The sequence below is a fragment of the Streptomyces griseorubiginosus genome, from assembly GCF_001514195.1.
GTDB lineage: Bacteria > Actinomycetota > Actinomycetes > Streptomycetales > Streptomycetaceae > Streptomyces > Streptomyces griseorubiginosus.
On the sequence record NZ_KQ948734.1, the window covers coordinates 889,153 to 914,916 of the forward strand.

Annotated in this window: 29 protein-coding genes and 1 pseudogene; 17 read left to right on the forward strand and 13 right to left on the reverse strand. The window is 71.4% G+C overall.

The window, feature by feature from the left end; all coding sequences use genetic code 11:
* The first annotated feature begins 2 nt into the window (after positions 1-2).
* Positions 3-1,484: a glycoside hydrolase family 3 protein gene (locus AQJ54_RS03975; RefSeq protein ID WP_062233916.1), complete on the forward strand. Its 1,482-nt coding sequence runs from the start codon at positions 3-5 to the stop codon at positions 1,482-1,484.
* A 138-nt stretch (positions 1,485-1,622) separates the two neighbouring features.
* On the opposite strand, the gene nagB is transcribed toward AQJ54_RS03975, so the two are convergent.
* Positions 1,623-2,408, reverse strand: a complete 786-nt coding sequence (gene nagB / locus AQJ54_RS03980) for a glucosamine-6-phosphate deaminase (protein ID WP_062234895.1) — start codon at positions 2,406-2,408, stop codon at positions 1,623-1,625.
* A gap of 222 nt (positions 2,409-2,630) precedes the next feature.
* On the opposite strand from nagB, the gene AQJ54_RS03985 reads away from it, so the two are divergent.
* Positions 2,631-3,704, forward strand: a complete 1,074-nt coding sequence (locus AQJ54_RS03985; RefSeq protein WP_062233919.1) for an SIS domain-containing protein — start codon at positions 2,631-2,633, stop codon at positions 3,702-3,704.
* Between the two features lie 470 nt (positions 3,705-4,174).
* Positions 4,175-5,641, forward strand: coding sequence for a sensor histidine kinase (locus AQJ54_RS03990; RefSeq protein WP_062234898.1), 1,467 nt, complete (start codon positions 4,175-4,177; stop codon positions 5,639-5,641).
* Positions 5,642-5,819: 178 nt separating this feature from the next.
* On the opposite strand, the gene AQJ54_RS03995 is transcribed toward AQJ54_RS03990, so the two are convergent.
* Positions 5,820-6,077: a WhiB family transcriptional regulator gene (locus AQJ54_RS03995; RefSeq protein ID WP_006142322.1), complete on the reverse strand. Its 258-nt coding sequence runs from the start codon at positions 6,075-6,077 to the stop codon at positions 5,820-5,822.
* 321 nt (positions 6,078-6,398) lie between these two features.
* On the reverse strand, positions 6,399-7,367 hold the full coding sequence (locus tag AQJ54_RS04000) for a diacylglycerol/lipid kinase family protein (protein ID WP_062233922.1): 969 nt from the start codon (positions 7,365-7,367) through the stop codon (positions 6,399-6,401).
* Between the two features lie 168 nt (positions 7,368-7,535).
* Here AQJ54_RS04000 and AQJ54_RS04005 point away from each other — a divergent pair, with 168 nt between their 5' ends.
* Complete coding sequence (locus AQJ54_RS04005) at positions 7,536-8,018, forward strand: hypothetical protein (RefSeq protein ID WP_062233925.1); 483 nt, start codon at positions 7,536-7,538, stop codon at positions 8,016-8,018.
* Positions 8,019-8,292: 274 nt separating this feature from the next.
* Here the strand turns inward: AQJ54_RS04005 and AQJ54_RS04010 are convergent, their stop codons facing one another.
* From AQJ54_RS04010 to AQJ54_RS04020, 3 genes are all read right to left on the reverse strand, one after another.
* A complete protein-coding gene (locus AQJ54_RS04010) occupies positions 8,293-9,438 on the reverse strand; it encodes an RNA polymerase sigma factor SigF (protein ID WP_079069732.1) in 1,146 nt (381 codons plus the stop codon).
* 17 nt (positions 9,439-9,455) lie between these two features.
* A complete protein-coding gene (locus AQJ54_RS04015; protein WP_006136266.1) occupies positions 9,456-9,869 on the reverse strand; it encodes an ATP-binding protein in 414 nt (137 codons plus the stop codon).
* Between the two features lie 260 nt (positions 9,870-10,129).
* Positions 10,130-10,390 (reverse strand): UBP-type zinc finger domain-containing protein, encoded by a 261-nt coding sequence (locus tag AQJ54_RS04020; protein WP_020136655.1) that lies wholly within the window; start codon positions 10,388-10,390, stop codon positions 10,130-10,132.
* 86 nt (positions 10,391-10,476) lie between these two features.
* Between AQJ54_RS04020 and AQJ54_RS04025 the strand changes: the two genes are divergently transcribed.
* The gene (locus AQJ54_RS04025; RefSeq protein WP_062233928.1) at positions 10,477-12,075 is read left to right on the forward strand and encodes a Na+/H+ antiporter; all 1,599 of its coding nucleotides are present in this window, start codon (positions 10,477-10,479) and stop codon (positions 12,073-12,075) included.
* A 19-nt stretch (positions 12,076-12,094) separates the two neighbouring features.
* Here AQJ54_RS04025 and AQJ54_RS04030 read toward each other — a convergent pair whose 3' ends face one another.
* On the reverse strand, positions 12,095-12,988 hold the full coding sequence (locus tag AQJ54_RS04030) for a 1-aminocyclopropane-1-carboxylate deaminase/D-cysteine desulfhydrase (protein ID WP_062233933.1): 894 nt from the start codon (positions 12,986-12,988) through the stop codon (positions 12,095-12,097).
* Positions 12,989-13,010: 22 nt separating this feature from the next.
* Positions 13,011-13,601, reverse strand: coding sequence for an N-acetylmuramoyl-L-alanine amidase (locus AQJ54_RS04035; RefSeq protein ID WP_062233936.1), 591 nt, complete (start codon positions 13,599-13,601; stop codon positions 13,011-13,013).
* Positions 13,602-13,915: 314 nt separating this feature from the next.
* On the opposite strand from AQJ54_RS04035, the gene AQJ54_RS04040 reads away from it, so the two are divergent.
* From AQJ54_RS04040 to AQJ54_RS04070, 8 genes and pseudogenes are all read left to right on the forward strand, one after another.
* Positions 13,916-15,322 (forward strand): family 2B encapsulin nanocompartment shell protein, encoded by a 1,407-nt coding sequence (locus AQJ54_RS04040; RefSeq protein WP_062233939.1) that lies wholly within the window; start codon positions 13,916-13,918, stop codon positions 15,320-15,322.
* 140 nt (positions 15,323-15,462) lie between these two features.
* Positions 15,463-16,572, forward strand: a complete 1,110-nt coding sequence (locus AQJ54_RS04045; RefSeq protein WP_062234901.1) for a family 2 encapsulin nanocompartment cargo protein polyprenyl transferase — start codon at positions 15,463-15,465, stop codon at positions 16,570-16,572.
* 175 nt (positions 16,573-16,747) lie between these two features.
* Entirely contained in the window at positions 16,748-17,344 is a 597-nt protein-coding gene (locus tag AQJ54_RS04050) for a GNAT family N-acetyltransferase (RefSeq protein ID WP_062024134.1), read from the forward strand.
* A gap of 87 nt (positions 17,345-17,431) precedes the next feature.
* Complete coding sequence (locus AQJ54_RS04055) at positions 17,432-17,635, forward strand: hypothetical protein (protein ID WP_062024135.1); 204 nt, start codon at positions 17,432-17,434, stop codon at positions 17,633-17,635.
* Between the two features lie 118 nt (positions 17,636-17,753).
* A complete protein-coding gene (locus tag AQJ54_RS04060; RefSeq protein ID WP_062024137.1) occupies positions 17,754-18,167 on the forward strand; it encodes a YciI family protein in 414 nt (137 codons plus the stop codon).
* A pseudogene (locus AQJ54_RS04065) lies at positions 18,164-19,375 on the forward strand (RNA polymerase sigma factor); the annotation flags it as partial. The gene AQJ54_RS04060 and the pseudogene AQJ54_RS04065, both read left to right, overlap by 4 nt.
* Before the next feature lie 12 nt (positions 19,376-19,387).
* Entirely contained in the window at positions 19,388-19,711 is a 324-nt protein-coding gene (locus AQJ54_RS46585) for a DUF952 domain-containing protein (RefSeq protein WP_248845318.1), read from the forward strand.
* Positions 19,708-19,944, forward strand: a complete 237-nt coding sequence (locus AQJ54_RS04070; protein ID WP_248845294.1) for a hypothetical protein — start codon at positions 19,708-19,710, stop codon at positions 19,942-19,944. Before AQJ54_RS46585 ends, AQJ54_RS04070 begins: the two co-directional genes overlap by 4 nt.
* Here the strand turns inward: AQJ54_RS04070 and AQJ54_RS04075 are convergent.
* The 3 genes from AQJ54_RS04075 to AQJ54_RS04085 form a co-directional block, all read right to left on the reverse strand.
* Positions 19,931-20,674, reverse strand: a complete 744-nt coding sequence (locus AQJ54_RS04075) for a VOC family protein (protein WP_062024140.1) — start codon at positions 20,672-20,674, stop codon at positions 19,931-19,933. The genes AQJ54_RS04070 and AQJ54_RS04075 overlap by 14 nt on opposite strands.
* Positions 20,675-20,751: 77 nt before the next feature.
* Positions 20,752-21,168, reverse strand: coding sequence for a VOC family protein (locus AQJ54_RS04080; RefSeq protein WP_062024141.1), 417 nt, complete (start codon positions 21,166-21,168; stop codon positions 20,752-20,754).
* 45 nt (positions 21,169-21,213) lie between these two features.
* Positions 21,214-21,609, reverse strand: a complete 396-nt coding sequence (locus AQJ54_RS04085; RefSeq protein ID WP_030320473.1) for a helix-turn-helix transcriptional regulator — start codon at positions 21,607-21,609, stop codon at positions 21,214-21,216.
* A gap of 116 nt (positions 21,610-21,725) precedes the next feature.
* Between AQJ54_RS04085 and AQJ54_RS04090 the strand changes: the two genes are divergently transcribed.
* The 3 genes from AQJ54_RS04090 to ppk2 are packed head-to-tail and all read left to right on the forward strand — an operon-like array spanning position 21,726 to position 24,034.
* Entirely contained in the window at positions 21,726-22,880 is a 1,155-nt protein-coding gene (locus AQJ54_RS04090) for an inorganic phosphate transporter (protein WP_062024143.1), read from the forward strand.
* Between the two features lie 21 nt (positions 22,881-22,901).
* Positions 22,902-23,135: a hypothetical protein gene (locus tag AQJ54_RS04095; RefSeq protein WP_062233945.1), complete on the forward strand. Its 234-nt coding sequence runs from the start codon at positions 22,902-22,904 to the stop codon at positions 23,133-23,135.
* A 26-nt stretch (positions 23,136-23,161) separates the two neighbouring features.
* Complete coding sequence (ppk2, locus tag AQJ54_RS04100; RefSeq protein ID WP_062233948.1) at positions 23,162-24,034, forward strand: polyphosphate kinase 2; 873 nt, start codon at positions 23,162-23,164, stop codon at positions 24,032-24,034.
* 178 nt (positions 24,035-24,212) lie between these two features.
* On the opposite strand, the gene sodN is transcribed toward ppk2, so the two are convergent.
* Positions 24,213-24,608 (reverse strand): superoxide dismutase, Ni, encoded by a 396-nt coding sequence (gene sodN / locus AQJ54_RS04105; protein WP_020136639.1) that lies wholly within the window; start codon positions 24,606-24,608, stop codon positions 24,213-24,215.
* A 145-nt stretch (positions 24,609-24,753) separates the two neighbouring features.
* Between sodN and sodX the strand changes: the two genes are divergently transcribed.
* On the forward strand, positions 24,754-25,191 hold the full coding sequence (sodX, locus tag AQJ54_RS04110; protein ID WP_020136638.1) for a nickel-type superoxide dismutase maturation protease: 438 nt from the start codon (positions 24,754-24,756) through the stop codon (positions 25,189-25,191).
* On the opposite strand, the gene AQJ54_RS04115 is transcribed toward sodX, so the two are convergent.
* Entirely contained in the window at positions 25,095-25,724 is a 630-nt protein-coding gene (locus AQJ54_RS04115; RefSeq protein WP_020136637.1) for a CGNR zinc finger domain-containing protein, read from the reverse strand. The two genes, sodX and AQJ54_RS04115, sit on opposite strands and share 97 nt — an antisense overlap.
* Positions 25,725-25,764 lie beyond the last annotated feature (40 nt).

Here is a 25,764-nt window from a genome sequence, read left to right on the forward strand (position 1 = left end):
CGATGACGACATTCGCCAGCGGTACCGACACCCTCACGCGCGACGCGCTGACCGTGCTGCAACCCGGCTTCACCGGGACGACCGCCCCCGACTGGCTGCTGCGCCGCCTCGGCGAGGGCCTCGCCTCGGTCGGCCTGTTCGGCCGCAACATCACCTCCCCGGAACAACTCGCCGCCCTGACGGCCCAGTTGCGGGCCGAGCGCGACGACGTCCTGGTCGCCATCGACGAGGAGGGCGGCGACGTCACCCGCCTGGAGGTGCGCTCCGGCTCGTCCTTCCCGGGCAACAACGCCCTGGGCGCGGTGGACGACGTGGAGCTGACCCACGCGGTCGCCGCCGAGCTGGGCCGCCGTCTCGCGGCCTGCGGGGTCAACCTCAACTGGGCCCCGTCGGCCGACGTGAACTCCAATCCCGCGAACCCGGTGATCGGCGTCCGCTCCTTCGGCGCCTCCGCCGACCTGGTCGCCCGGCACACGGCGGCATACGTCACCGGGCTCCAGTCGGCGGGCGTCGCCGCCTGCACCAAGCACTTCCCGGGCCACGGCGACACCGCGATCGACTCCCACCACGCCCTGCCGCGCATCGACGTGGACAGAGAGGTGCTGCTGGAGCGCGAACTGCGGCCCTTCCGCGCCGCCATCGCCGCCGGCACCCGTGCGGTGATGACCGCCCACATCCTGGTCCCGGCCCTGGACCGGGACCGCCCGGCCACGCTGTCCCACCCGGTCCTGACCGAGCTGCTGCGCGGCGAACTCGGCTACACCGGCCTCATCGTCACCGACGGGATGGAGATGCGGGCCATCGCCGGCACCTACGGCATCGAGCGCGGCAGCGTGCTCGCCATCGCCGCAGGGGCCGACGCGATCTGCGTGGGCGGCGGCCTCGCCGACGACGACACGGTACGGCGGCTGCGGGACGCCCTGGTCTCCGCGGTCCGCTCGGGCGAACTCCCCGAGGAGCGCCTGGCCCAGGCGGCGGAACGGGTCCGCACCCTGGCCCACTGGACGGCGGCCGGCGCGGCCGACCCCCAGCTCCCGGCCGACGAGGAGGTGGGACTGCGCGCGGCCCGGCGGGCGTTGCGCCTCACCGGCGCCGACTTCACCCCGCTGTCCGCGGCCCCCTATGTCGCCGCCTTCACCCCGGTGGCCAACATCGCCGTCGGTGACGAGACGCCCTGGGGCGTGGCCGCCGAACTCACCCGTCTCCTCCCCGGCACGGAGACGGGGAGCTTCGCCGGCGAGGACGCGGGCCTCGCGACCCTGGCCGCGGCCGGCCCCCGCCGCATCGTGGCCGTGGTCCGCGACGAACACCGCCACCCGTGGATGGCAGCGGCCCTGGACACGGTCCTGCGCACCCGCCCCGACACCGTCGTCATCGAAATGGGCCTCCCCCAGGCCCCGGCCCGAGGAGCCCTCCACATCGCAACCCACGGCGCGGCGAGGGTGTGCGGACGGGCGGCGGCGGAGGTAATTGCGGGGGCCTGAGTCTGACGACGCCACAGGTGCCGGTCCCTTCGAAAGGAACCGGCACCTAGGTCTTTTCTTTTGGGGGCGCGGGGAACTGCGCGACCAGCCACCACGAACCCGCACCCGGCAACGAACAGAACCCGGCAGACGAGTTCCCTAAATCCCCTGCCAGTCCGGCTTGTTGACAAACGTGTGCCGGAAGTAATCGGCGAACTTCAACTTGGAAGCCGCCCCCTCGTCGACGACAACCGTCGCATGCGGATGCAACTGAAGCGCAGACGCGGGACACACCGCCGCAACCGCCCCCTCCACCGTCGCCGCCACCGCATCCGCCTTGCCCTCACCCGTCGCCAGCAGCACCAGATGCCGGGCCTCGAGGATCGTCCCGATCCCCTGGGTGATCACATGGTGCGGCACCTGTGAGATGTCCCCCTCGAAGAACCGCGCGTTGTCCACCCGCGTCTGCTCGGTGAGCGTCTTGATCCGGGTCCGCGAGGCCAGCGAGGAACACGGCTCGTTGAACCCGATGTGCCCGTCCGTCCCGATCCCCAGCAACTGGAGGTCCACGCCCCCGGCTTCGGCCAGCGCCGCGTCGTACGCCGCACACGCACCCGGTATGTCCTCAGCGGTCCCGTCCGGCCCCATGAACGAGGACATCGGTATCCCCAGCGGCTCCAGGACCTCCCGGCGCAGCACCGAGCGATACGACTCCGGATGCTCGGCCGGCAGCCCCACGTACTCGTCGAGCTGGGCGATCCGCGCCCGCGAGGCGTCCACGGCACCGGACCGCACCTTCGAGGCCAGCGCTTCGTAGATCGGCAGCGGGGTCGAGCCGGTCGCCACCCCGAGCAGGGCGTCGGGCTTGCGCCGCAGGAGCTGGGCCATGGCCTCGGCGATGAGCTCGCCGCCTGCCTTGGCGTCCGGAACGATGACAACTTCCACGCTGGGCCTGCCGATCTGAGGAAACGATCTGATCTGGAGAAACGCTCTGCACCGGGAGGGCTCGACCGGACCCGGCACAGCCCATGTGGTTTAGACCAATCTAACAGAATCGGGCGTCCCGGCCCAGAGTCCCCGGGCGTCATCGCCCCGCCGCCCCCGCGTCATGCCGAGGTCGGATCCCCTTCCTCGCGGGGGAGTCGAACGGGTAGTGCAATAGGAGCCATGAGCACCGTCACGACACCCGACCCGCACAGTGAACTCCCCGGCCGGATCATGGCCCGCGAGATGGCCGAACAGCCCGAGGTCCTGCGCCGCATCCTGGACGAGGGCGCCCCGGCCATCCGCAAGGTCGCCCAGGAGATCGCCGCCCGCGCCCCCCGCTTCGTCCTGCTCACCGCCCGCGGCACCTCCGACAACGCGGCCCTCTACGCCAAGTACCTCCTCGAAGTGCGCCTCGGCCTGCCCTGCGGCCTCACCTCCATGTCGACGACCACCGCCTACGGCGCCCGACCCGACCTCACCGACGTCCTCGTCGTCACCGTCAGCCAGTCCGGCGGCTCCCCGGACCTGGTCGCCTCCACCCGGGCCGCCCGCGAGGCCGGCGCCGTCACCCTGGCGGTCACCAACAACCCCGACTCCCCGCTGGCCGCGGTCTCCGAGTACCACATCGACATCATGGCCGGACCGGAGAAGGCCCTCCCCGCGACCAAGACCTACACGGCCTCCCTGCTCGCGCTCTACCTCTTCGTCGAGGGCCTGCGCGGCGGCGACGGCGGCCCCGCCCACGTCCTGCCCGAACTGGCCGCCGGACTGCTCGCCCGCCAGGACGAGGTCCGCGCCCTCGCCGCCCGCTACCGCTTCGCCGAGCGCATGGTGATCACCTCGCGCGGCTACGGCTATCCCACCGCCAAGGAGGCCGCCCTCAAGCTGATGGAGACCAGCTACATCCCCGCCCTCGCCTACTCGGGCGCCGATCTGCTGCACGGGCCGCTCGCCATGGTCGACAACGTCTCCCCGGTCATCGCGGTCGTCACCGACGGCAAGGGCGGCGAGGCGCTCCAGCCCGTCCTCGACCGGCTGCGCGGCCGGGGCGCCGACCTGGTCGTGATCGGCCCCCGCGGTCAGGTCGAGCGCGCCTCGGCCGGCTTCGTCCTGCCCACCGGGAACGTCGCCGAGGAGGTCCAGCCCGTCCTGGAGATCATCCCCCTCCAGCTCCTGGCCTACGAGGTCACCATCGCCCGCGGCCAGGACCCGGACGCACCGCGCGCCCTGGCGAAGGTGACGGAGACGCACTGAGCGAGTCCACTTCCGGCGGCCGAGCGGGTCCGGATCTGACGACCGTCGCGGAAATTGCCCGACAAAGCCGCCCCGCACATGAACCCACACGCGTTAGGCTGCGTGGTGGATGTTAGGGCGTCCGACTAGTTGCCTCCCGTGGGGGAAAGCTCCAACAACAAACAGGCTCCCACGCATGGACACACCTAGTGGTCTAGTCCACAATTGAATCGTGACTTCCGTCTTCCCCGCACAGGAAGGCGGGATCGAGGAACCGGAGCTCTCTGCCCTGACTGCCCCGGGTCCTCATCCTTCGGCCGACCGGGACCGCACACCCCACGGCCGATATTGCTCCGGGCTGCGGTGCCGGGAAGGTTGAGGGTCCTTCCCAGGCGCCGCGGCCCGCGGGTGTTTCCGGGCCCGAGCGTCCCCGGTGACAGCGCTTTTAGGTCACTCACATACCCCCAGGTACGCTCGCACCCGTGCCCTCCATGAACGAACTGGTCCGCCAGCACACCGCACTCGACGACTCCGACCTCGAGTGGCTCCATCTGCTGGTCTCGGAGTGGCAGCTGCTCTCCGACCTCTCCTTCGCCGACCTCGTCCTGTGGGTCCCCACCCGGGACGGCGCCCGCTATGTCTCCGTGGCCCAGATGCGCCCCAACACCGGCCCCACCTCCTACCAGGACGACATGGTCGGCCACCTCGTCCCCCGCGGCCGCCGCCCCCTGCTGGACGCCGCGCTGGACGAGGGCCGGATCGTGCGCGAGGGCGACCCGGAGTGGCGCGAGGAGGTCCCGGTCCGCGTCGAGTCGATCCCGGTACGACGGGACGGGCGCGTCCTCGGTGTCATCGCGCGCAACACCAACCTGCTCACCGTCCGCACCCCGAGCCGGCTCGAACTGACCTATCTCCAGAGCGCGTCGGACCTCGCCCAGATGATCGCGGCCGGCTCCTTCCCGTTCCCCAACCAGCAGATGGACATGGACGCCGCCCCGCGCGTCGGCGACGGACTGATCCGCCTGGACGCGGACGGCATCGTCCAGTACGCCTCCCCGAACGCGCTGTCCGCGTACCACCGCATGGGCCTCGCCTCCGACCTCGTCGGCCAGCACCTCGGCCGCACCACCGCCGAACTCGCCCCCACCCGGGGGCCGGTGGACGAGGCGCTCGCCAAGGTCGCCAGCGGCTGGGCGCCCCGCGAGTTCGAGATCGAGGCCCACGACGGGGTCATCCAGTTCCGGGCCATCCCGCTCAAGCCCAAGGGCACCCGCATCGGTTCACTGGTGCTGCTCCGGGACGTGACCGAACTGCGCCGCCGCGAACGCGAGTTGATCACCAAGGACGCGACCATCCGGGAGATCCACCACCGGGTGAAGAACAACCTCCAGACGGTCGCGGCCCTGCTCAGGCTCCAGGCCCGGCGCATCGAGTCCGACCGCGGCCGTGAGGCGCTGGAGGAGGCGGTCCGCCGCGTGGGCTCGATCGCGATCGTGCACGAGACGCTGTCCCAGAACCTGGACGAGCGGGTGGAGTTCGACGAGATCGCCGACCGGGTGCTCGCGATGGTCGCGGAGATCTCGCCCGGCAAGGTCACCGGCCGGCGCAGCGGCCGCTTCGGCATCCTGGACGCCGAGGTCGCCACCCCGCTCTCGATGGTCCTGACCGAGATCCTCCAGAACGCCCTGGAGCACGGCTTCCGGGAGGGCGAGACCGGCACCGTCGAGGTCTCGGCCGTCCGCGGCGGCACCACGAAGGAGGCCCGCCTCCTCGTCACCGTCCAGGACGACGGCGTCGGCCTGCCCGAGGGCTTCGACCCGCACACCGCCGGAAACCTGGGGCTCCAGATCGTACGGACCCTGGTGGAGGGGGAGTTGGGCGGCACGTTCGACATGGTCCCGGCGCCGGAGCGCGGGACCCGGGTGATCCTGGACGTGCCGGTGCGGGCGCACAAGTAGGGCGGCGACGGAACCGCGGACAGCAAAAAGCCCCGGACCGTTCAGGGGTCCGGGGCTCACATGCTCGTTGCCAGCGTGTGCTGCGCATCGGGGGTACTGCGCGCTGCGGCTCGGGGGCGGGAGAAGCGTACGCGGTGTACGCGCCGCCAAGCTCAGGCTGTTTTGCGGGGCGGGTGTGTCAGGCGGAGGCCTGACGGGCCCGGTTGCGGGCGGCACGGCGCTTCATGGCGCGACGCTCGTCCTCGCTGAGACCACCCCAGACGCCGGAGTCCTGGCCGGACTCGAGCGCCCACTGCAGACACTGATCCATAACGGGGCAGCGACGGCAGACGGCCTTGGCTTCCTCGATCTGCAGCAGCGCAGGACCGGTGTTGCCGATGGGGAAGAAGAGCTCGGGGTCTTCCTCGCGGCAAACGGCGTTGTGACGCCAGTCCATGGCTGCTACCTCTCCTTGGTATTACGTGCAAGTTGCTTGTGAATGTGAACGCTTTCACGAATCCCTCAACAAGTGAAGGGCCGACCGCCGAGTCTTCCCCGGCGTGGTCCTGTTGATTGAAGAGGGGTTCCGGTGGCCTGTGGACGCTGGTGTTGCGGGCTGTCCCGACCGCCACGTAGAGACTCGCAAACCTCAGCGGCGGATACAACCCCTTCCGGAAAGTTTTTTTTGATTCCTCGGTGTCGACTAGGTCACAGCCGTACTTCCATGGGGTGGACCCTGGCCTAAACGTTCGAGTGAAAGGACTTTAGCCCCTTCTGCTCACACAATCACACGCAGTGCACGGCGTACGCCTGTGAACGTCACGCTCGTACGCAGTCCGAGGTGGTCGCCGTCCATCTGGAGGGGCAGAGGCACCTTCGAATGCAAGGTGAACTGGTCCAGGTCATGCAGGGAGATCGCATGCTTGCCGTGGGGGCCGCGTTCGGGGGACGAAGTGAGCAACTGCGTGCCATATCGGGTGATCGCGGGCGCCGTGATGCGGCTCAGACCGAGTACGTCGAGGCCTTTATCGAACGAGGCCTTAGGTGACGCGTACATCGGGTGATTGCCCAGGAAGGTCCACGGTGAGGTGTTCGAGACTATGGAAAGGACCAGACCGGTCACCGGCTCCGCGTCCGGCCGCTCCAGCGTGATCGTCCCGTGCCGGCGGTGCGCCTCGCCGAAGAACTGGCGCAAGGCCTGGCGGACGTAGAGAGCGTGTGTGGATTTCCTGCCGCGCTCCCGCTGCTGCTCCACCCGCCCCACCACACCGGCGTCGAACCCGAGCCCCGCGTTGAAGGTGAACCACCGTCCCGGCACGGCCTCGTCCTCGGTGCCGGGCGTGCCCGAGGTCAGTCCCAGGCCCACGGTGCGCTCGCGGCCCTCGCGCAGGGCGTCCAGGAGGGCGCCGGTGGACTCCACGGCGTCGTTGGGCAGACCCAGGGCGCGGGCGAAGACGTTGGTGGAGCCGCCGGGGACCACGGCGAGCCCGGGGAGGCGGTCGGGCTCGGGCCCCGCGTGCAGGAGGCCGTTGACGACCTCGTTGACCGTGCCGTCGCCGCCGAGGGCCACGACCAGGTCGATGTCCTTGCTCTCCGCCGCCTGCCGGCCCAGGTCGCGGGCGTGGCCGCGGTACTCGGTGGTGACCGCTTCCAGTTTCATCTCGCTCGCGAGCGCGTGGATCAGGACATCGCGCGTACGTGCGCTTGTGGTGGTTGCCGCCGGATTGACCACGAGAAGTGCACGCATGGGTTGCAGCGTACCTACTGGGTGGTACCGGGCACAGTTCGAGGTAGGGATCACGTAAGACTTCGGTCCGTGAGCCTTGCCACGGGGGCGCCAGGCAACCCGTGAGAGGCGGCATGCGTTGCCCGCGCCTCACCGCGGGGCCCCGAGCCCGAGGGCTACCCTTCAGGGGTGAGCAGCAAGCAGAACCCGGCCACCCCTTCTTCCGCCGAGACGGCCGAGACCGCCGAGATCTCCGGTCCGCGCCCGCGGCGACTGACGTACGCCGCCGCTCTGGCCGGACTGGAAGGGCTCGCGCTCGTCGTCGGGGGCGGCTGGCTGCTCGTGGAGGGCATCGTCGGCGACCCGGACGACCGGCAGTCCGCCGTCACCGGGGGCATCACGCTGATCGTCCTCGCCCTGCTGCCGCTGCTCGCCGCGCGCGGACTGCTCGCCCGCCGCAGCTGGAGCCGGGGCCCGGCCGTCATCACCCAGATCATGGCCCTGCCCGTCGCCTACAACCTCCTCCAGGCCGACAGCGCGGCCATCCCGGCAGGCATCGCCCTCGCGGTCGTCGCGGTGGCGGCCCTGATCCTCCTGATCAACTCGGAGACGACCAGGGCGCTGGGAATCAGGGGACCTGGGCGCACCCAGGACGGCGAGGGCCGGTCGTAGAACTGGGGTGGGCCCGGCCGCGGAGGCGGTGCCCGGCCTTCTGACGCGGCGGGGCCGGTCGCCGAGAAGGCGCGAACCGGCCGAGGCGTGCGGGTCCTGGGCGATCCGGCCCCACGGCGCCGACCGTGGCACACCTGCGTGCTGTGACCGGCGACCGCTGGGACGCGATGCCCGGGGTGTCCGCCCCTCGTCGGGCCCGGGGTTCCGCGGGCCCCCGTCGGACCGAGCCCGGCGGCGGGGACGGCCGCTCTCGCCGGGCTGTGGGTCTGCGGGTCTACTCCTCCACGAGGAGCTTTTCCCGGAGCTGGGCCAGGGTGCGGGCCAGCAGCCGGGAGACGTGCATCTGGGAGATGCCGACCTCCTGCGCGATCTGTGACTGGGTCATGTTGCCGAAGAACCGCAGGAGCAGGATGCGCTTCTCGCGCGGCGGGAGATCCTCCAGCAGCGGCTTCAGCGACTCGCGGTACTCGACGCCCTCCAGCGCCTCGTCCTCCGCGCCGAGGGTGTCCGCCACCGCGGGCGACTCGTCGTCGGTGTCGGGGACGTCCAGGGACAGCGTGGAGTACGCGTTGGCGGACTCCAGGCCCTCCAGGACCTCCTCCTCCGAGATGGCCAGCTTCTCGGCCAGCTCGTGGACCGTGGGGGAGCGGCCGTGCTGCTGGGAGAGCTCCGCCGTGGCCGTCGTGAGCGACAGCCGCAGCTCCTGGAGACGGCGCGGCACGCGGACCGCCCAGCCCTTGTCGCGGAAGTGGCGCTTGATCTCGCCGACGACCGTGGGTGTCGCGTACGTCGAGAACTCGACGCCGCGCTCCGGGTCGAAGCGGTCGACGGACTTGATCAGACCGATGGTGGCGACCTGGGTGAGGTCGTCCAGCGGCTCGCCGCGGTTGCGGAAGCGGCGTGCGAGGTGCTCGACGAGCGGCAGGTGCATCCGGACCAGCCGGTTGCGCAGCTCCGCGTACTCCGGGCTGCCGTCCTTCAGCGTGCGCAGCTCGACGAACAGCGCGCGTGCCCCGCTGCGGTCCTGTGGATCATGGTGCGGGACCGGCGTGTTGTTCGCGCCCGCCGCGCCGTCCTCTGCGTTTCGCTCGTGCTCGCTCATCGTCCCGCCCGTCGCCCTTCCACGAGCCCTCGCCTCCGTCCGCGCCGGGAAGACCCCGGCCGGTCCTGCCGGAGGCGTGTCCTGCACGGCACCTTCCCGATCACCCTGCCCGTCGTCCAGGAGGCCGGTCGCCGTGGTGTCACCGACGCTCTCCTCGGGGTGCGGCCGGGCCTGCTCGGGGATGCCGTCGATGCCGTCCACCATGTGCCGGGAACCGCCGGGGCCGTCGTCGCCCAGGCGGTCGGTGCCGCTCGGGCGGTCAGGGCGGAGTCCGCCCTCGGCCGGCAGCTCCCGTGTGCCGCGCTCTTCGTCCCGCACCGGCCCGTCCCCGTTCCTCACGCCGGCCCGGGTCCCGCGCCGCGCTGTTTGTAGAGGCTGATCGACACGGTCCTGTCCTCGTCCACGGCCGACGAGACCTTGCCCGCGAGGGCCGACAGGACGGTCCAGGCGAAGGTGTCGCGCGAGGGGGCGTGCCCGTCCGTGGTCGGGGCCGAGACGGTGACCTCCAGCGAGTCGTCGACGAGGCGGAAGACACAGCTGAGCACCGAGCCGGGCACGGCCTGCTGGAGCAGGATCGCGCAGGCCTCGTCCACCGCGATGCGCAGGTCCTCGATCTCGTCGAGGGTGAAGTCCAAACGGGCTGCGAGGCCGGCCGTGGCCGTCCGCAGCACCGACAGGTAGGCACCCGCGGCCGGCAGCCGGACTTCCACGAAGTCCTGGGTCGCGGGCTCGCCTGCGATCTGGGACACCCTCACCTCCAAGGTGGTACAAGCTTTTCGGGGGCCGAGGGTCGCCCCCCGGAGTAACGCGAAGTGTGGTTCAGCGGTGACGCTACCGCGCTCTCGGCTTTTCTGTCCCGGGACCCCAACCCCATACCGTCACTCACAGTAAACCTGTGGACACGCTCCGTGTCTAGGGGGTTTGCGGCTCCAATTGGGAAGAACGCGCGCCGGGTTGACGTACCCAGACGTCAGACGGTCGAACCGTCCTGGAACCCGGGGGTCCAGGGTCACACAAGGACGTGGTCCACGAAGCACCAACGCCAGTTCTCCCCGGGTTCGTGCGTGCGCATGATCGGGTGCTCGGTGTCCTTGTGGTGCTTCGTCGCGTGCTGTCCCGGCGAGGAGTCGCAGCAGCCGACATGACCGCAGTCGAGGCACAGGCGCAGCTGTACCGGGTGGGTGCCGTCCCTCAGGCACTCCGGACACGTCTCGCTGAGAGGCTCGGGTTCCGGGTGCGGCAGCGCGTCGGCGTGCGTGCACTGTTTCATGATTGCCAGGTTACGACGGCCGCGCGGATGGCGGCGCGGAAAAACGAGGGTGGGCGTACGACGATGAACGAGGGCGGGCGAGGGACATGGACGTGATGCCACTGCTGTTGCTGGTGGCGGGGAGCGCGGCGGTCGCCGCGGCGGCCCGGCGCACCCCGGTGCCGGCACCGCTGCTGCTGGTCGCCGCCGGGCTCGTGATCTCCTACGTGCCCGGGGTGCCCGAGTACACGCTGGACCCGGACGTGGTCCTGCCCCTCATCCTGCCGCCGCTGCTGCACACCGCGGCCACCGACAGCTCCTATCTCGACCTGCGGGCGCAACTGCGGCCCGTGGCGCTGCTGTCGGTGGGGTACGTGCTCTTCGCGACCCTCGTCGTCGGCTGGGCGGCGTACCGGATCGTGCCGGGCCTTTCGCTGACCGGGGCGCTCGTGCTGGGCGCGGTGGTGGCGCCGCCGGACGCGGTCGCCGCCACGGCGGTCGCCCGGCGGGTGGGGCTGCCCTCCCGGATCACCACGATCCTCCAGGGCGAGTCCCTGGTGAACGACGCGACCGCGATCACCGCCTACCGGGTCGCGCTCGCGGCCGCGATCGGCGAGGGCGCCTCCTGGGCGGGCGGCATCGGGGAGTTCCTGCTCGCCGCGGTCGGCGGGGTCGTGGTCGGCCTGGTGCTGATGGTGCCGATCCACTGGCTGCGCACCCACCTCAAGGAGCCCCTGCTCCAGAACACCCTGTCCCTGCTGATCCCGTTCGTCGCCTACGCGTCCGCGGAGTCGTTCCACGCCTCCGGGGTGCTCGCGGTGGTCGTCGTGGCGCTGTTCCTCGGGCACCGCGCGTGGGAGGTCGACTTCGCGACGCGCCTCCAGGAGGACGCCGTCTGGAAGATGGTCGCCTTCGTCCTGGAGTCGTCGGTGTTCGCCCTCATCGGACTGCAACTGCCCGTCGTACTGAAGGGCCTCGGCGAGTACGAGGGCGGACGCGCCGCCTGGTACGCGGTCGCCGTGTTCTTCGTGGTCGTCCTGTCGAGGTTCGTGTGGGTCTATCCGGCGACCTTCCTGCCCCGCATGCTGTCCGCGCGGATCCGCGAACGTGAGGAGAACCCCACCTGGAAGGGGCCGTTCGTCATCGCCTGGGCCGGAATGCGGGGCGTGGTCTCGCTGGCCATCGCCTTCTCGATCCCGGAGACCCTGCACGACGGCGAGGCCTTCGAGGGCCGCAACCTGATCCTCTTCCTCACCTTCACCACGGTCATCGGCACCCTCGTCGTGCAGGGCGTCACCCTGCCCCCGCTGATCCGCGTGCTGAAGCTCCCCGGCCGCGACCGGCAGGCGGAGACCCTCGCCGAGGCCAACGCCCAGGCGCAGGCCTCCCGGGCCGCCGAGAGCCGCCTGGACGAACTCCTCGCCGACGAGCGCAACGCCCTCCCCCCGCCCCTCGCCGACCGTCTGCGCACGGTCCTGGAACGCCGCCGCAACGCCGTCTGGGAACGCCTCGGCCAGTCCAACCCGCTGACCGGCGAGACGGTCGACGACACCTACCGCCGCCTCTCCCGCGAGATGATCGGCGCCGAGCGCACGGTCTTCGTCAAGCTGCGGGACCTGCGCTACATCGACGACGAGATGCTCCGCACCCTGCTGCGCAGGCTGGACCTGGAGGAGGCGGCGGCCTACCGGGAGGCGGCGGAGTAGGGCCGGGGCCGGCCCCTCGTCAGGGAAAGGGCCGGCCCGTGACCACGGCCGCGACGGTCGTCCCGCGCGCGAAGGCGCCCTCTTCAGCCAGAGCGACCAGTCCGAACAGCAACTTGGCGACATAAAGTCGTTCCACGGGCACACCGTGGCGCTGCTCGAAGTCGTCCGCGAACACGTCGAGCTCCGGGGTGGTGCGGGCGTAACCGCCGCAGTGGAAGCGGTCGTCCAGCGTCCAGTCGCCCCGCCGGTCGCCGAAGGCGCGGCGTTGCAGGGACTCCGTCTCGGCTGTCAGGAAGCCGCCCTTGAGGACCGGTATGCCGAGGGCGCGCTGATCCCGGGAGAGGCCCGCCGCCAAGCCCGCCAGGGTGCCTCCGGTGCCGCAGGCGATCGCGACCACGTCCGCCTGCCCTGCGAGCTCCTCGCCGAGTGCCCGGCAGCCGCGTACCGCGAGCGCGTTGCTGCCGCCCTCAGGGACGACGTAGGCGTCCTCGGCGTCCGCCGCGCGCAGCACGCGCGCGAGGGCGGCCGGGTCGGCCTTGTCGCGGTACGTCGACCTGGCCACGAAGTGCAGGCGCATGCCGTCGGCCGCACACCGGCCCAAGGAGGGGTTCAGGGGCCGGTCGGCGAGCTCCTGCCCGCGGACCACACCCACCGTGGGCAGGCCGAGGAGGCGTCCCGCGGCGGCCGTGGCCCGCAGATGGTTGGAGTAGGCGCCGCCGAAGGTGACGACGGTACGGCCGGCCGCCGCGGCGAGGTTCGGCGCCAGTTTGCGCCACTTGTTGCCGACGATCTCCGGGTGGATCAGATCGTCCCGCTTGAGGACGAGACGCAGGCCGTGGCGGGCGAAACGGCGGTCCGACAGCTCCTGCACGGGGGAGGGGAGGCGGGGGCGCAGGGCGTCGAGGACGGTCACGCCCCCATTGTGACCTGCGGGGTCACTCCAGGCGCTCGCGGATCCGGCCGCGCAGCCAGGACATCGTGAAGCCGCGGGGGTCCACCTTTCCCGGCTGCCACTCCAGGTGGCCGATGACCGAGCGCTCCGTCCAGCCGTGGTGACGGCACACCGCCGCGGAGACCCGCTCGATCGCCTTCAGCTGGGCGTCCGGCCAGGGATCGTCGCCGTCGCCGAGGTTCTCGCACTCGAAGCCGTAGAAGTGGCGGTTGCCGTCGGTGTTGGCCTCGTTGTCGGGCGGCAGTGCCGTCTCCGCGATCACGGCCCGCAGGACGTCGTCGTCGCCGAGACCGGCGTGGTTGGCGCGGCCGTAGCCGACGAGATGGACCCGGCCGTCCTTGGTGATGACGCCGTGGCAGAGGGGGCCCGGCAGGCCCGTGTAGCCCTTGCGGCACAGCTCCACCGTGGCCGCGCTGCCGCTGGTCACCGTGTGGTGGATCATCACGCCGTGCACGGGCCCCCAGGCGCCGACGTGGTTGCGGTTGTGGTGCTCCCAGTCACCGACCTCGACGACGGTCGCGCCCTCCGCCTTCAGGACGGCCAGGAATCTGGCGGCGGACATGGGTGAGGCCATGGCCCCCTCCTTCGCGCTGCGCGCCGACCGCCCGGCGCGGGTCGGCTCGTACCCGTGCTTGTACCGAAGGCGGCGGGATCCGACTCCTGGTTCGTGCGGCGTGCGAGCTGATTCGGACAGTCATATTCCGCTCCGGCCAACGGACTTGGCCGGGCGGAAGGGGACACGAAACGCGCATATGCCCAGCCTCGCGGTGATCCATTCCCGCTCTTTCGGGTAATAGCACCGGCACGTTCCGTGAGGAAGGGTTGGTCCCGCACATCGATGCCCGTGAGCAGATCGCGTCCGGGCATGTATCGGGAGGGCAATTCCTTATGTCGGTAGGCGAAGAGGTCCGCACCGAGCAGGGCCGGCCGCAGCAGAGTCTCGGCACGGCGGCCGCGCGGAACCTGGCCACCACCACCAAGTCCGCACCCCAGATGCAGGAGATCAGCTCCCGCTGGCTGCTGCGCATGCTGCCCTGGGTGAACGTCCAGGGCGGCACGTACCGGGTGAACCGGCGGCTGAGCTACGCCGTGGGTGACGGCCGGGTGACGTTCGTGAAGACCGGCGACCGGGTCGAGGTGATCCCCGACGAACTGCGCGAGCTGCCGGCGCTCAGGTCCTACGAGGACGACGACGTGCTCTCCGAGCTCGCCCAGCGCTGCCAGCAGCGGGAGTTCGCCCCCGGCCAGGTGATCGCCTCGTTCGGCGCCCGGACCGAGGAGGTCTACCTGCTGGCGCACGGCCGTGTGGAGAAGGTCGGCACCGGCCCCTACGGCGACGACGCGGTCCTCGGAGTCCTCGCCGACGGCGCCTACTTCGGCGACCAGGCGCTTTTGGACCCGGACGCCATCTGGGAGTACACCGCCCGCGCGGCCACCACCTGCACGGTCCTGGTGCTGCCCCGCCAGGACGTCGAGCAGGTGGCGGAGCGCTCCGACGCCCTGCGCGAGCACCTGCGGGAGCAGCGGGCGATCCCCTCGCAGCGCACCAACAAGTACGGCGAGAAGGAGATCGACCTCGCGGCGGGCCATGACGGCGAGCCCGACATCCCGCACACCTTCGTCGACTACGACGCCCGGCCCCGCGAGTACGAGCTGAGCATCGCCCAGACCGTCCTGCGCATCCACACGCGCGTGGCCGACCTGTACAACCAGCCGATGAACCAGACGGAACAGCAGATCCGGCTGACCGTGGAGGCCCTCAAGGAGCGCCAGGAGCACGAGCTCGTCAACAACCGCGAGTTCGGGCTGCTGAACAACTGCGAGTACGACCAGCGGCTCCAGCCGCACGACGGCGTGCCGAGCCCCGACGACCTCGACGAACTGCTCAGTCGCCGGCGGGGCACCAAGCTGCTGCTGGCCCACCCGCGCGCGATCTCCGCGATCGGGCGTGAGCTGAACAAGCGCGGTCTCGTCCCCGAGACCATCGACGTGGGCGGCAACCGCATCCCCACCTGGCGCGGGGTGCCGATCTACCCCTGCAACAAGATTCCGGTCACCCCGGAGCGGACGACGTCGATCATCGCCATGCGTACCGGTGAGGCGGACCAGGGCGTCATCGGCCTTCAGCAGGCGGGCATCCCGGACGAGATCGAGCCGAGCCTGTCGGTGCGGTTCATGGGCATCAACGAACAGTCGATCATCAAGTACCTGGTGACGGCCTACTACTCGGCGGCCGTGCTGGTGCCGGACGCGCTCGGGGTGCTGGAGAACGTCGAGATCGGCCGGTGGAGGTGACGTTTCTGCACCTGGGAGCCGTGTCCTCGCCCTCGGGCGCGGGTACATCCCGGTCGGACACCGGGGTGGAGACACCCCGGTGGCAGGCGCCCACCCGCAGCGGAAGCGCCACCGTCCGCGGACTGACCGAGGGGGGTCCCATGGCGGAGTTCACGACGGATACGCAGGCGCGGGCGCCGGAGAGAACCCAGCGCCCGGGGGAGCGGGTGACCGTGTCCGGCCCGGCCGACGGGCATGAGGCCGCTGTGATCCTGGAGCGGGTCCGGGCGGCGGTCGACCCCGCGTTGCGCCGCGCGGTGGAGTCGCTGCCCCGGTCCCTGCGCCGGGTCGCGCTCTACCACTTCGGCTGGGAGCACGCCGACGGCACCTCGGCCGCGGGCAACGCCGGCAAGGCGATTCGGCCCGCCCTCGTCCTCACCGCGGCCGCCGCGCTCGGTGGGGACCGGGCGCGGGAAGCCGCCGTACGGGCGGCCGTGGCGGTGGAGCTGGTCCACAACTTCACCCTGCTCCACGACGACGTGATGGACCGCGACACCACCCGCAGACACCGCCCCACCGCCTGGACCGTGTTCGGCGACGCGGACGCGATCCTCGCCGGGGACGCCCTCCAGGCGCTGGCGCTGCGGCTGCTGGCCGAGGATCCGCATCCCGCGGCCGGTGCCGCCGCGGCCCGGCTCGCCTCCTGTGTCGTCGAGTTGTGCGAGGGCCAGCACGAGGACACCGCCATGGAGGAGCTCGGCCCCGGCGAGGTCACCCTCGACCAGGTGCTCGTCATGGCCGAGGCGAAGACGGGCGCGCTGCTCGGGTGCGCCTGTGCGCTCGGGGCGCTGTACGCGGGCTCGTCCACCGCGGACGTCGAGGCGATGGACGCGTTCGGCCGGGAGGCCGGGCTCGCCTTCCAGCTCATCGACGACGTGATCGGCATATGGGGCGACCCGGTCCGCACCGGCAAACCGGCCGGCGCGGACCTGGCCGCCCGCAAGAAGTCCCTCCCGGTGGTCGCCGCGCTCACCTCGGGCACGGCGGCGTCCGCGGAACTGGCCGAGCTGTACGCGGCGCCGTACGACGAGGAGGACCTGGCGCGCACGGTCCTCGCCGTCGAGGAGGCCGGGGGCCGGGACTGGGCACAGGTTCAGGCCGCCGACCGGATGGCCCGGGCGATGGGGCAGCTGGCCCGCGCGGTGCCGGATCCTGAGGCGGCGGGCGGCCTGCTGTCGCTCGCCGAGTTCGTGACCCGGCGCAGCAGTTGAGGACGCCGGAGCGAGGGGGACCGCGCGGTTCCTGACCCCGCGTGGCCCTCGAAGGCTCCGGTACGGACGGGTCCCGCACATCCCCACGGTGTGCGGGGCCCGCTTCCGTCTGCACACCGGCTAGGCTCAACAACCTTGCGAGCAGAGGCTGTTGAGACCAAAGGGGCGGGCAGGCATGGGCGTGGCGATACGGACGGCGAACGCGGACGACCGGGAGCCGGTCACGCGGCTGCTGGACGCGGCCTTCCAGGACGATCCGGTCAGCGGGTGGATCTTCCCCGCTGAGGAAGACCGCCGTGCCACGCATCCCCGGCTGATGGCCGCGTTCGTCGACATCGTGATGGCCGAGGGCCGGGTCGACGTGACGGAGGACGGGGCGGCGTGTGCGCTGTGGCTGCCGGTGCCGGCGGAGAGCGCCGAGGAGGAGGAAGGCTTCGCCGAGCTGCGGGAGGCGATCGACCCGGACAACGAGCGGATCGAGCTGATCGGCACCCTCACGGCCGGGGTGCACCCCGCCGGACGGGCGCACGAGTACCTGTGGATGATCGGCGTGGCCCCCGGGCGGCAGGGGGAGGGGCTCGGGACCGCGCTCATCGGGTCGGTGCTGGAGCGCTGCGACCGGGAGGGGGTCCCGGCCTACCTGGAAGCGAGCAGCGAGCGGAGCCGGGGGCTGTACGAGCGTCTCGGCTTCGCACTCGTGGAACGCCCGCTCGAACTGCCCGACGGCCCCCTGATGTGGCCGATGTGGCGCGAACCGGGTGCCTCGCGGTAGGACCCGAGCGGTCCGGGCGCCGATACCGCAGCCGCCACCGGCGTACGGCACAGAGCGCCCTGCCCCCCTTCGCCCTACCCTGAGGGCATGGGCACTGACGAACGCGTCTGTCCCGTCTGCGGGCAGCCGGTCGAGACCGTCGTACGGCGTCACAAGACCCTCGGCGCATGGGTCCCCGTGTGGACGGGCGGGCCCTGCCACAACCCCGAGTGCCCGGCCTGCGCCGACCGGGACCAGGTCGCCGACCCGGGCGAGGAGCACGGCGGCGCGCCCGCCGAAAACCCTTCCTGAGCCCTGTCGAGAAAACCTTTCCCGAACCCTGTCGAGAATCCGTCCCCGGCTCCGACGTCCCCTGTGAGAGCCGCCCGGCCCGGGTGGCCGAGCCGATCGACGCCGAAGGAGCGGAATCATGAAGTACCTGGTGATGGTGCAGGCGACGCAGGCGGACTACGAGGCCATGCGCGGCAAGGGCTCCGAGCATTCCCCCGTCTGGGGCGAGCAGGAGATCCAGGCGATGTACGCCTTCATGGGCGCCATCAACAACGACCTCTCCGAGACCGGCGAGTTCCTCGACGCCCAGGGTCTCGCCGAGCCCGCGAAGATCCGGCACGTCAGCCGGGACGCGGACGGCAAGGCGGTGATCACCGACGGCCCGTACGGCGAGACCAAGGAGCTGATGTGCGGCTACTGGGTCCTGGAGTGCGAGAGCCTGGAGCGGGTCACGGAGATCGCCGAGCGGATCGCCCAGTGCCCCCAGCCCGCCGGTGCCCCCGAGTACCCGGTGGTGATCCGGCCCATCCTGGACGGCGCCGGGGACATCTGAGACCCGTGCCGGGAACCACCGCGATCGAGGACCTGCTGCGCCTGCACGCGCCGCAGGTCCTCGGCGCGCTGGTCCGGCGGTACGGCCGCTTCGACGCCGCCGAGGACGCCGTACAGGAGGCACTGCTGGCCGCGGCCGGACAGTGGCCGGCCGCGGGAGTGCCGGACAATCCGCGCGGCTGGCTCATCAGGGTGGCCTCGCGGCGGCTGACGGACGCGCTGCGCGCGGAGGAGGCCCGGCGGGCCCGGGAGGAGCGGGCGGCGGCGCTGGACCTGCGGGTCACGGCCGTCGCCGACCGTGCGCCGCGCGAGGACGACACCCTGTCGCTGCTGTTCCTGTGCTGCCATCCCGACCTCAGCGCGTCCGCGCAGATCGCGCTCACCCTGCGCGCGGTCGGCGGTCTGACCACGGCGGAGATCGCCCGGGCCTATCTCGTCCCCGAGGCCACGATGGCGCAGCGCGTCAGCCGGGCCAAGCAGAAGGTGCGGGGCGTGCGGTTCGGGCGCCCCGACCGGTGGGAGGAGCGGCTGCCCGCGGTCCTGCACACCCTCTACCTGATCTTCAACGAGGGGCATACGGCGACCTCCGGACCCGCGCTCCAGCGGCACGACCTCGCCGGCGAGGCGATCCGGCTGACCCGCACGGTCCACCGGCTCCTGCCCGACGACTGCGAGACCGCGGGCCTGCTCGCCCTGATGCTCCTCACCGACGCCCGCCGCGACGCCCGCACCGGCCCGGACGGCGACCTCGTCCCCCTCGACGAACAGGACCGCGCCCGCTGGGACGGGGCGGCGATCGAGGAGGGCGTCGCGCTGGTCACCCGGACGCTGGCCCGCCACCGTGCCGGGCCCTACCAGATCCGCGCGGCCATCGCCGCCGTGCACGACGAGGCGCCCTCGGCGCAGGAGACCGACTGGCGGGAGATCCTCGGGCTCTACGACGTTCTCGTACGGCTGGTTCCCGGGCCCGTGGAGCGGCTGAACCGGGCGGTCGCGGTGGCCATGGTCCACGGTCCGCAGGCGGGGCTCGCCGAACTGGACCGGCTGCCCGACGAGTTGGGCCACCGGCTGGACGCCGTACGCGGGCACCTGCTGGAGCGGGCCGGTGCCCGTCAGGAGGCGCGGGCCGCCTACGCGTCGGCGGCCGCCAGGACGCTGAGCCTGCCCGAGCAGCGGTACTTGCAGGCGCGGGCGGCCCGGCTCAGGCCGTACCGTGACGGCATGTCCACAACGGAGCCCATCGTGCACCTCACCGAACGCTTCCTCTGGGAGGAGGCGCAGGCCAAGGGCACCTACGAGATCTCCACGCGCGGCCGCACCCTCCAGGAGGAGGGGTTCATCCACTGCTCGACGCGCGAGCAGCTGCCGCGCACGGCCGCCGCGTTCTTCGCCGACGTGCCCGACCTCGTGGTCCTCGTCATCGACCCCGCACTCCTCGACGTACCCCTGAAGTACGAGGCCCCCGAGCCCGGCGCCGAGGAGTTCCCGCACATCTACGGCCCGCTTCCGGTGTCCGCGGTCGTGGACGTGGAGCCGTGGGGGTGACGGGACGCCGCAGCCGGTTATGGCGCTGGGCGCTGCTCGTCTGGGCGGTTCTCGTGGTCGTCGCGGGCGGGCTCACGCTGTGGCTCCAGGACTCCACCGAGCCCCCGGGGCCGTACGTGTGGGAGGAGACCAGTCCGACGCCCTCGCTGCCGGACGGGTGGAGGTCGGCGTGCCCCGACGTCACCCCCGACGAGCAGGGGTGGGGCGCCTGCCTGACAGTCACCTCCGGCTAGGCAGCCCACCCGTCTCCGGGTCCCGGCCCGTCAGGCAGTACAGGCCGCCCGCCGGGTCCCGCAGCACCGTCCAGCTCCGGCCCTCGGCGACGAACTCGGCGCCCAGGCGCTCGTGTTCGGCCCGTGTCGCCCCGATGTCCGCGCAGGCCAGGTCCAGGTGGGCGGAGGCGGGGCGTTCCTCCTCCAGGCGCTGGAGGAGGATGCGGACGGGGAAGCCGGCCGGCGGCCTCAGCACGTGGAACTCGGGGAGCGAGCCGGGAAAGGACTCCCAGTCGGGCAACAGGGCGGTCCAGAAAGCGACTTCGGCCTCGTGGAGGGACGGCGGGACGTCCAGGCAGACCTGGTCCAGGCGGGTGCCCCGGAACACCGGCTGGCGGGCCGACTGCCCCCGCCAGGGATCGGCGCAGAACAACTGGCCCGCGGGGGAGCGCAGTACCACCAACGTCCCCTGATCGGCGACCACATGCGCGCCGAGCGCCTCCGCCGTCCTCGCGAACTCCCGTACGTCGTCGACGCAGAAGTCGAGATGCGCACCGCCGGGCCCGGAGGCGACGGCCTGGATCTTGACGCAGGCGTCGGTCCCGTCGGCGGGCAGCAGGGTCACGAACTCCCGCCGCTCGCCCCTGAATTCGGAGAGACGGGTGCCCGTGACGCCGGCCCAGAAGTCGCAGGCCTGGGCGAAGCGGGGGACGGGCCGGTCCACGAAGGCGTAAGTCCAGCGCGTGGTCATGCCGGTGATCGTATGCGCCCTGAAGGGGCGCGGGGAACTGCGACCAGCCACGACGACGCCGCGGGCAGCCGACGGACTCAGCTGCCCCCGACCTGCATGAACCGCAGCATGTTCCCCGCCGGGTCCCGGAACGCGCAGTCCCGCACCCCGTACGGCATGTCCATCGGCTCCTGGATCACCTCGGCCCCGGACTCCCGCACGCGCGCGAACAACGCGTCGCAGTCCGTGGTCGTGAAGTTGACCCCGCGCAACAGCCCCTTCGCCAGCAGCCGGGCCATCGCCTCCTTGTCCGCGGGCGACGCGTCCGGATCAGCCGCCGGTGGCTCCAGGACGATGTCCACGTCCGGCTGGAGCGGCGAGCCGACCGTCACCCACCGCATCCCCTCGTACCCGACGTCGTTGCGCACCTCCATGCCCAGGACGTCCCGGTAGAACGCGATCGCCTTGTCGTGGTCGTCGACGGCGATGAAGCAGTTCTTGAGTTTGATGTCCATGGGTTCACGTTAGGCCCGCCGAGGGCGGGTCCGCCTGGGGACCGCTCAGGTCCTTCGGGGCCGGGTGTGCCGGCGGACCACGCACGGCGGGATGTCCGCGAGTTCCTCGTGCGGGCGGGCCCGGTACGCGCTCGGTGTCTCGCCCACCAGCTCCGTGAACCGTGAGCTGAAGGACCCGAGGGAGGTGCAGCCGACCGCCATGCAGACCTCGGTGACCGACAGGTCGCCCCGCCGCAGCAGCGCCTTCGCGCGCTCGATGCGCCGGGTCATGAGATAGCCGTACGGCGTCTCCCCGAACTCCGCGCGGAAGCTGCGCTGGAAGTGTCCGGGGGACATCAGCGCGGTGCGGGCGAGCGCGGGCACGTCCAGCGGCTCGGTGTACTCGCGGTCCATCCGGTCCCGCGCCTGCCGCAGCCGCACCAGGTCCTCGACGCTCACCATGACACGCTCACCATCACGCCAGCATCGCACGACGCTCACCGGTCGGGTGCGTGGACCTGGAACGGGCTTTGCCTCGCGTTCGCCTCCCGTACGGAAGCGCTTGCTCCCATGAGGGCATGGACCACATCACGTTCCTCGTGGCGGTCGTCATCGTCACGGCTCTGGCCTTCGACTTCACCAACGGATTCCACGACACGGCCAACGCGATGGCGACGTCCATCGCGACCGGCGCACTGAAACCCAGGACCGCGGTCCTGGTGAGCGGCGCCCTCAACATCGTGGGCGCCTTCCTGTCGACCGAGGTCGCCAGGACGATCTCCGGCGGCATCGTGGACGACACCCTCGTCTCACCCGGGATGATCTTCGCGGGGCTGGTCGGAGCGATCCTGTGGAACCTGCTGACCTGGCTGATCGGTCTCCCGTCGAGCTCGTCGCACGCGCTCTTCGGCGGCCTGATCGGCGCGGTCTGGGTCGGGGCGGGTCAACACGGCGTGCACTTCGACAAGGTCGTCGAGAAGATCCTGCTCCCGGCCGTGGCCTCCCCGGTGGTGGCGGGTCTCGCGGCCCTGCTCGCCACCTTCCTCGCCTACAAGCTGACCGCCCGCGCCCGCAGGGACTCGGTGACCAAGGGCTTCCGGCTCGGCCAGATCGCCTCCGCGTCCCTCGTCTCCCTCGCGCACGGCACCAACGACGCCCAGAAGACCATGGGCGTCATCACGCTCACCCTCATCTCCGCGGGCGCGCTCGGTCCCGACGCCGGTCCGCCGGTGTGGGTCATCGCCTCCGCCGGCCTCGCCATCGGTCTCGGCACCTACCTCGGCGGCTGGCGGATCATCCGCACCATGGGCAAGGGGCTCACCGAGATCCAGTCCCCGCAGGGCTTCGCCGCCGAGACCGCGTCCACGGCGGTCATCCTGACCTCCGCCCACCTCGGCTTCGCGCTGTCCACCACGCAGGTCGCCTCCGGCAGCATCCTCGGCGCGGGCCTCGGCCGGCGGCTCGCGGAGGTCCGCTGGGGCGTGGCCGGCCGGATGGTCCTGGCCTGGCTGATCACCCTGCCCGCCGCCGCGCTGGTGGGCGGCCTCTCCGCGAGCGCGGTCAAGCACGGCGGCAACCTCGGCACCGTCGTCGTCGCCCTGGTCGGCGTGGCCGTCGCCGGGGGCATCGTGCTGCTGTCCCGCCGCAATCCGGTGAGCGCGCACAACGTCAACGACACCCACGAGGTCACCCTCCGCACCGAGCCGCCGGCCCGTGTCCGCACGGCCGCCTGAGCCTCCCCAGGAGTTCCTGTCATGAGCATCGACTGGTCCGCACTCGGCCAGGTCACCGCGGTGAGCGTGGGTGTCACCGTCGCCGTGGTCGTCGTCTTCGCCCTCGGGGTACTCGGCCTCGCCCGATTCGAGGGAGCGAGGGAGGATGGCACCAGCACGTCGACTCTCGGCGTCGCCCAGGCCGGCCTCTGCTTCCTGGCCTGCGCGGCGGTGGTGGCGTACGGCATCCATCTGATCGTGCCGCAGTTCCACTGACCCACCGAGATGAGAGGGGACCCAGGATGACGCCTCTGCTGACCGACCTGAAGGTCGACTACACCGATCCCGACGAACCCGTGCTCATCCGCCCGGACGGCAGCCCGATCGACACCTGGCGGGAGAACTACCCCTACGAGCACCGCATGGAGCGCAAGGAGTACGACTGGCACAAGCGGCTCCAGCAGATCGAACTCCTGAAGCTCCAGAGCTGGGTCAAGGAGACCGGACGCCGGCTCGTCATCGTCTTCGAGGGACGGGACGCGGCCGGCAAGGGCGGCACCATCAAGCGCTTCACGGAGCACCTGAACCCCCGTGGCGCCCGCGTGGTGGCGCTGGAGAAGCCGACCGAGCGCGAGCGCGGGCAGTGGTACTTCCAGCGGTACGTCGAACACCTGCCGACCGCCGGCGAGATCGTGCTGTTCGACCGGTCCTGGTACAACCGGGCCGGCGTGGAGCGGGTCATGGGCTTCTGCACCGACGACGAGTACCGGCGCTTCATGCGGCAGGCCCCGCTGTTCGAGCGGATGCTCGTGGACGACGGCGTGGACCTGCTGAAGTTCTGGTTCTCGGTCTCCCAGGGCGAGCAGCGCACCCGCTTCACGATCCGCCAGATCGATCCCGTACGGCAGTGGAAGCTCAGCCCCATGGACCTGGCCTCCCTGGACCGCTGGGACGACTACACCGCCGCCAAGGTCGCCATGTTCCGTGAGACGGACACGCAGTTCGCCCCCTGGACGGTGGTCAAGAGCAACGACAAGAAGCGCGCCCGCGTCGAGGCCATGCGCAGCGTCCTGGCCCGCTTCGACTACTCCGACAAGGACGAGGAGGTCGTCGGCACCCCGGACCCGCGGATCGTGGGAGCGGCGGCGGGGCTGCTGGAGGCGGGGGAGCACTGAGGGTCCTCTGCGCAGGCGTGGCCGCGCCCTGTGGTCGGTACAGCACGAAGCGGCCCGAACGCACGAAGCGGCCCGAACAGCGCGAAGGGGCCCGGACGGTGAACCGTCCGGGCCCCTTCGACCGCCTTCGGATCCGCGATGGTGCACCGATCGCCGACCAGGCGGAGCAGGCCTTGGGTCAGGCCTTCTTGGTCTCCCAGAAGATCTTGTCGATCTGGGCGATGTAGTCCAGAGCCTTCTGGCCGGTCGCCGGGTCGGTCGACGCCTTGGCGGCCGAGAGGGCCTTCAGGGTGTCGTTGACCAGCTGGTGCAGCTCCGGGTACTTCTCGAAGTGCGGGGGCTTGAAGTAGTCGCTCCAGAGCACGGAAACGTGGTGCTTCGCGAGCTCGGCGCGCTGCTCCTTGATGACCGTGGCACGCGCCTGGAAGTGCGGGTCGTCGTTGGCGGCCATCTTCTCCTGCACGGCCTTCACCGACTCCGCCTCGATGCGGGCCTGGGCCGGGTCGTACACACCGCAGGGCAGGTCGCAGTGTGCGCTGACCTTGACCTTGGGGGCAAACAGGCGGGAAAGCATGGAGCATTCCTTCCTCGTGATCGTCTTCTCAGGTGCGACATTACTCCCTGGGAGAGCCGAATTCGCGAGTGCCCCCATGGGCTTAGGACAAAAGTCCGGGGTCAGACTGAGACTGGTGGATGAACGTACCGGGGAGGTGCCGGGGATGCCGGAGCTGTCGCAGGAGACCGAGCGGGGGAGGTCCTTGCTGCCCTTCCTCGGGGTGGCCGAGGTGACCGGGCCGTCGATGGTGCCCACGCTCCAGCACGGGGACCAGCTCGTCGTGCACTGGGGGGCCAGGGTCGGGATCGGCGACATCGTGGTCCTCAGGCATCCGTTCCAGCAGGACCTGCTCGTCGTCAAGCGGGCCGTGGAGCGCCGCGAGGGCGGCTGGTGGGTGCTCGGCGACAACGCGTTCGCGGGCGGCGACAGCACCGACTACGGCGTCGTACCGGAGGACCTCGTGCTGGGGAAGGCCCGGCTCAGGTACCGGCCGCTCAGGCCCGGTCAGCGCTCGCCGCTGGCCGCCGTGCGCTGGGCGGTGTCCGCGGTGCGGCCGCTGTTCGCCGACCGGTCGGCCTCCAGGCGCTTGCGGGCCCGGTAGGCGGCCACGTTGGCGCGGGTGGCGCAGCGGTCGGAGCAGTAGCGCCGGGAGCGGTTGGTGGAGGTGTCGAGGTAGGCGTTGCGGCAGGGCGCGGCCTCGCACAGGCCGAGCCGGTCGACGCCGTACTCGGTGAGGTGGAAGGCCAGGCCCATCGCGGCGATGGCCGCGTACCCCGCCGTCGCGTTGGAGGGGTGGTCCGCCAGGTGCATGTGCCACAGCGGGCGGCCGTCGTCGTCCCGGAAGTCGTGCCCGGAGATCTGCGGGCTCACCGGGAACTCCAGGAGCAGTGAGTTCAGCAGGTTCACCGCGAGGGTCTCGTCGCCCTGGTCGGCCGCCTCGAAGACCGCGCGCAGCCGCGCCCGGACCGAGCGGAAGCGGGTCACGTCGGCGTCCGTGGCCCGCCGGCCCGCCTCCTGGCCGGCGCCGAACAGATCGCGGACGGCCTCGACGGAGGTCAGGGAGTCCTGGCCGCGGGCCGGGTCCTCGCTGTTGACCAGACGTACGGCGTAGTCCGAGTAATAGGCCAGTTCCACTTGTAGTCCTTACGGAGGCGTTCTATCGTCGGGGTGCGGT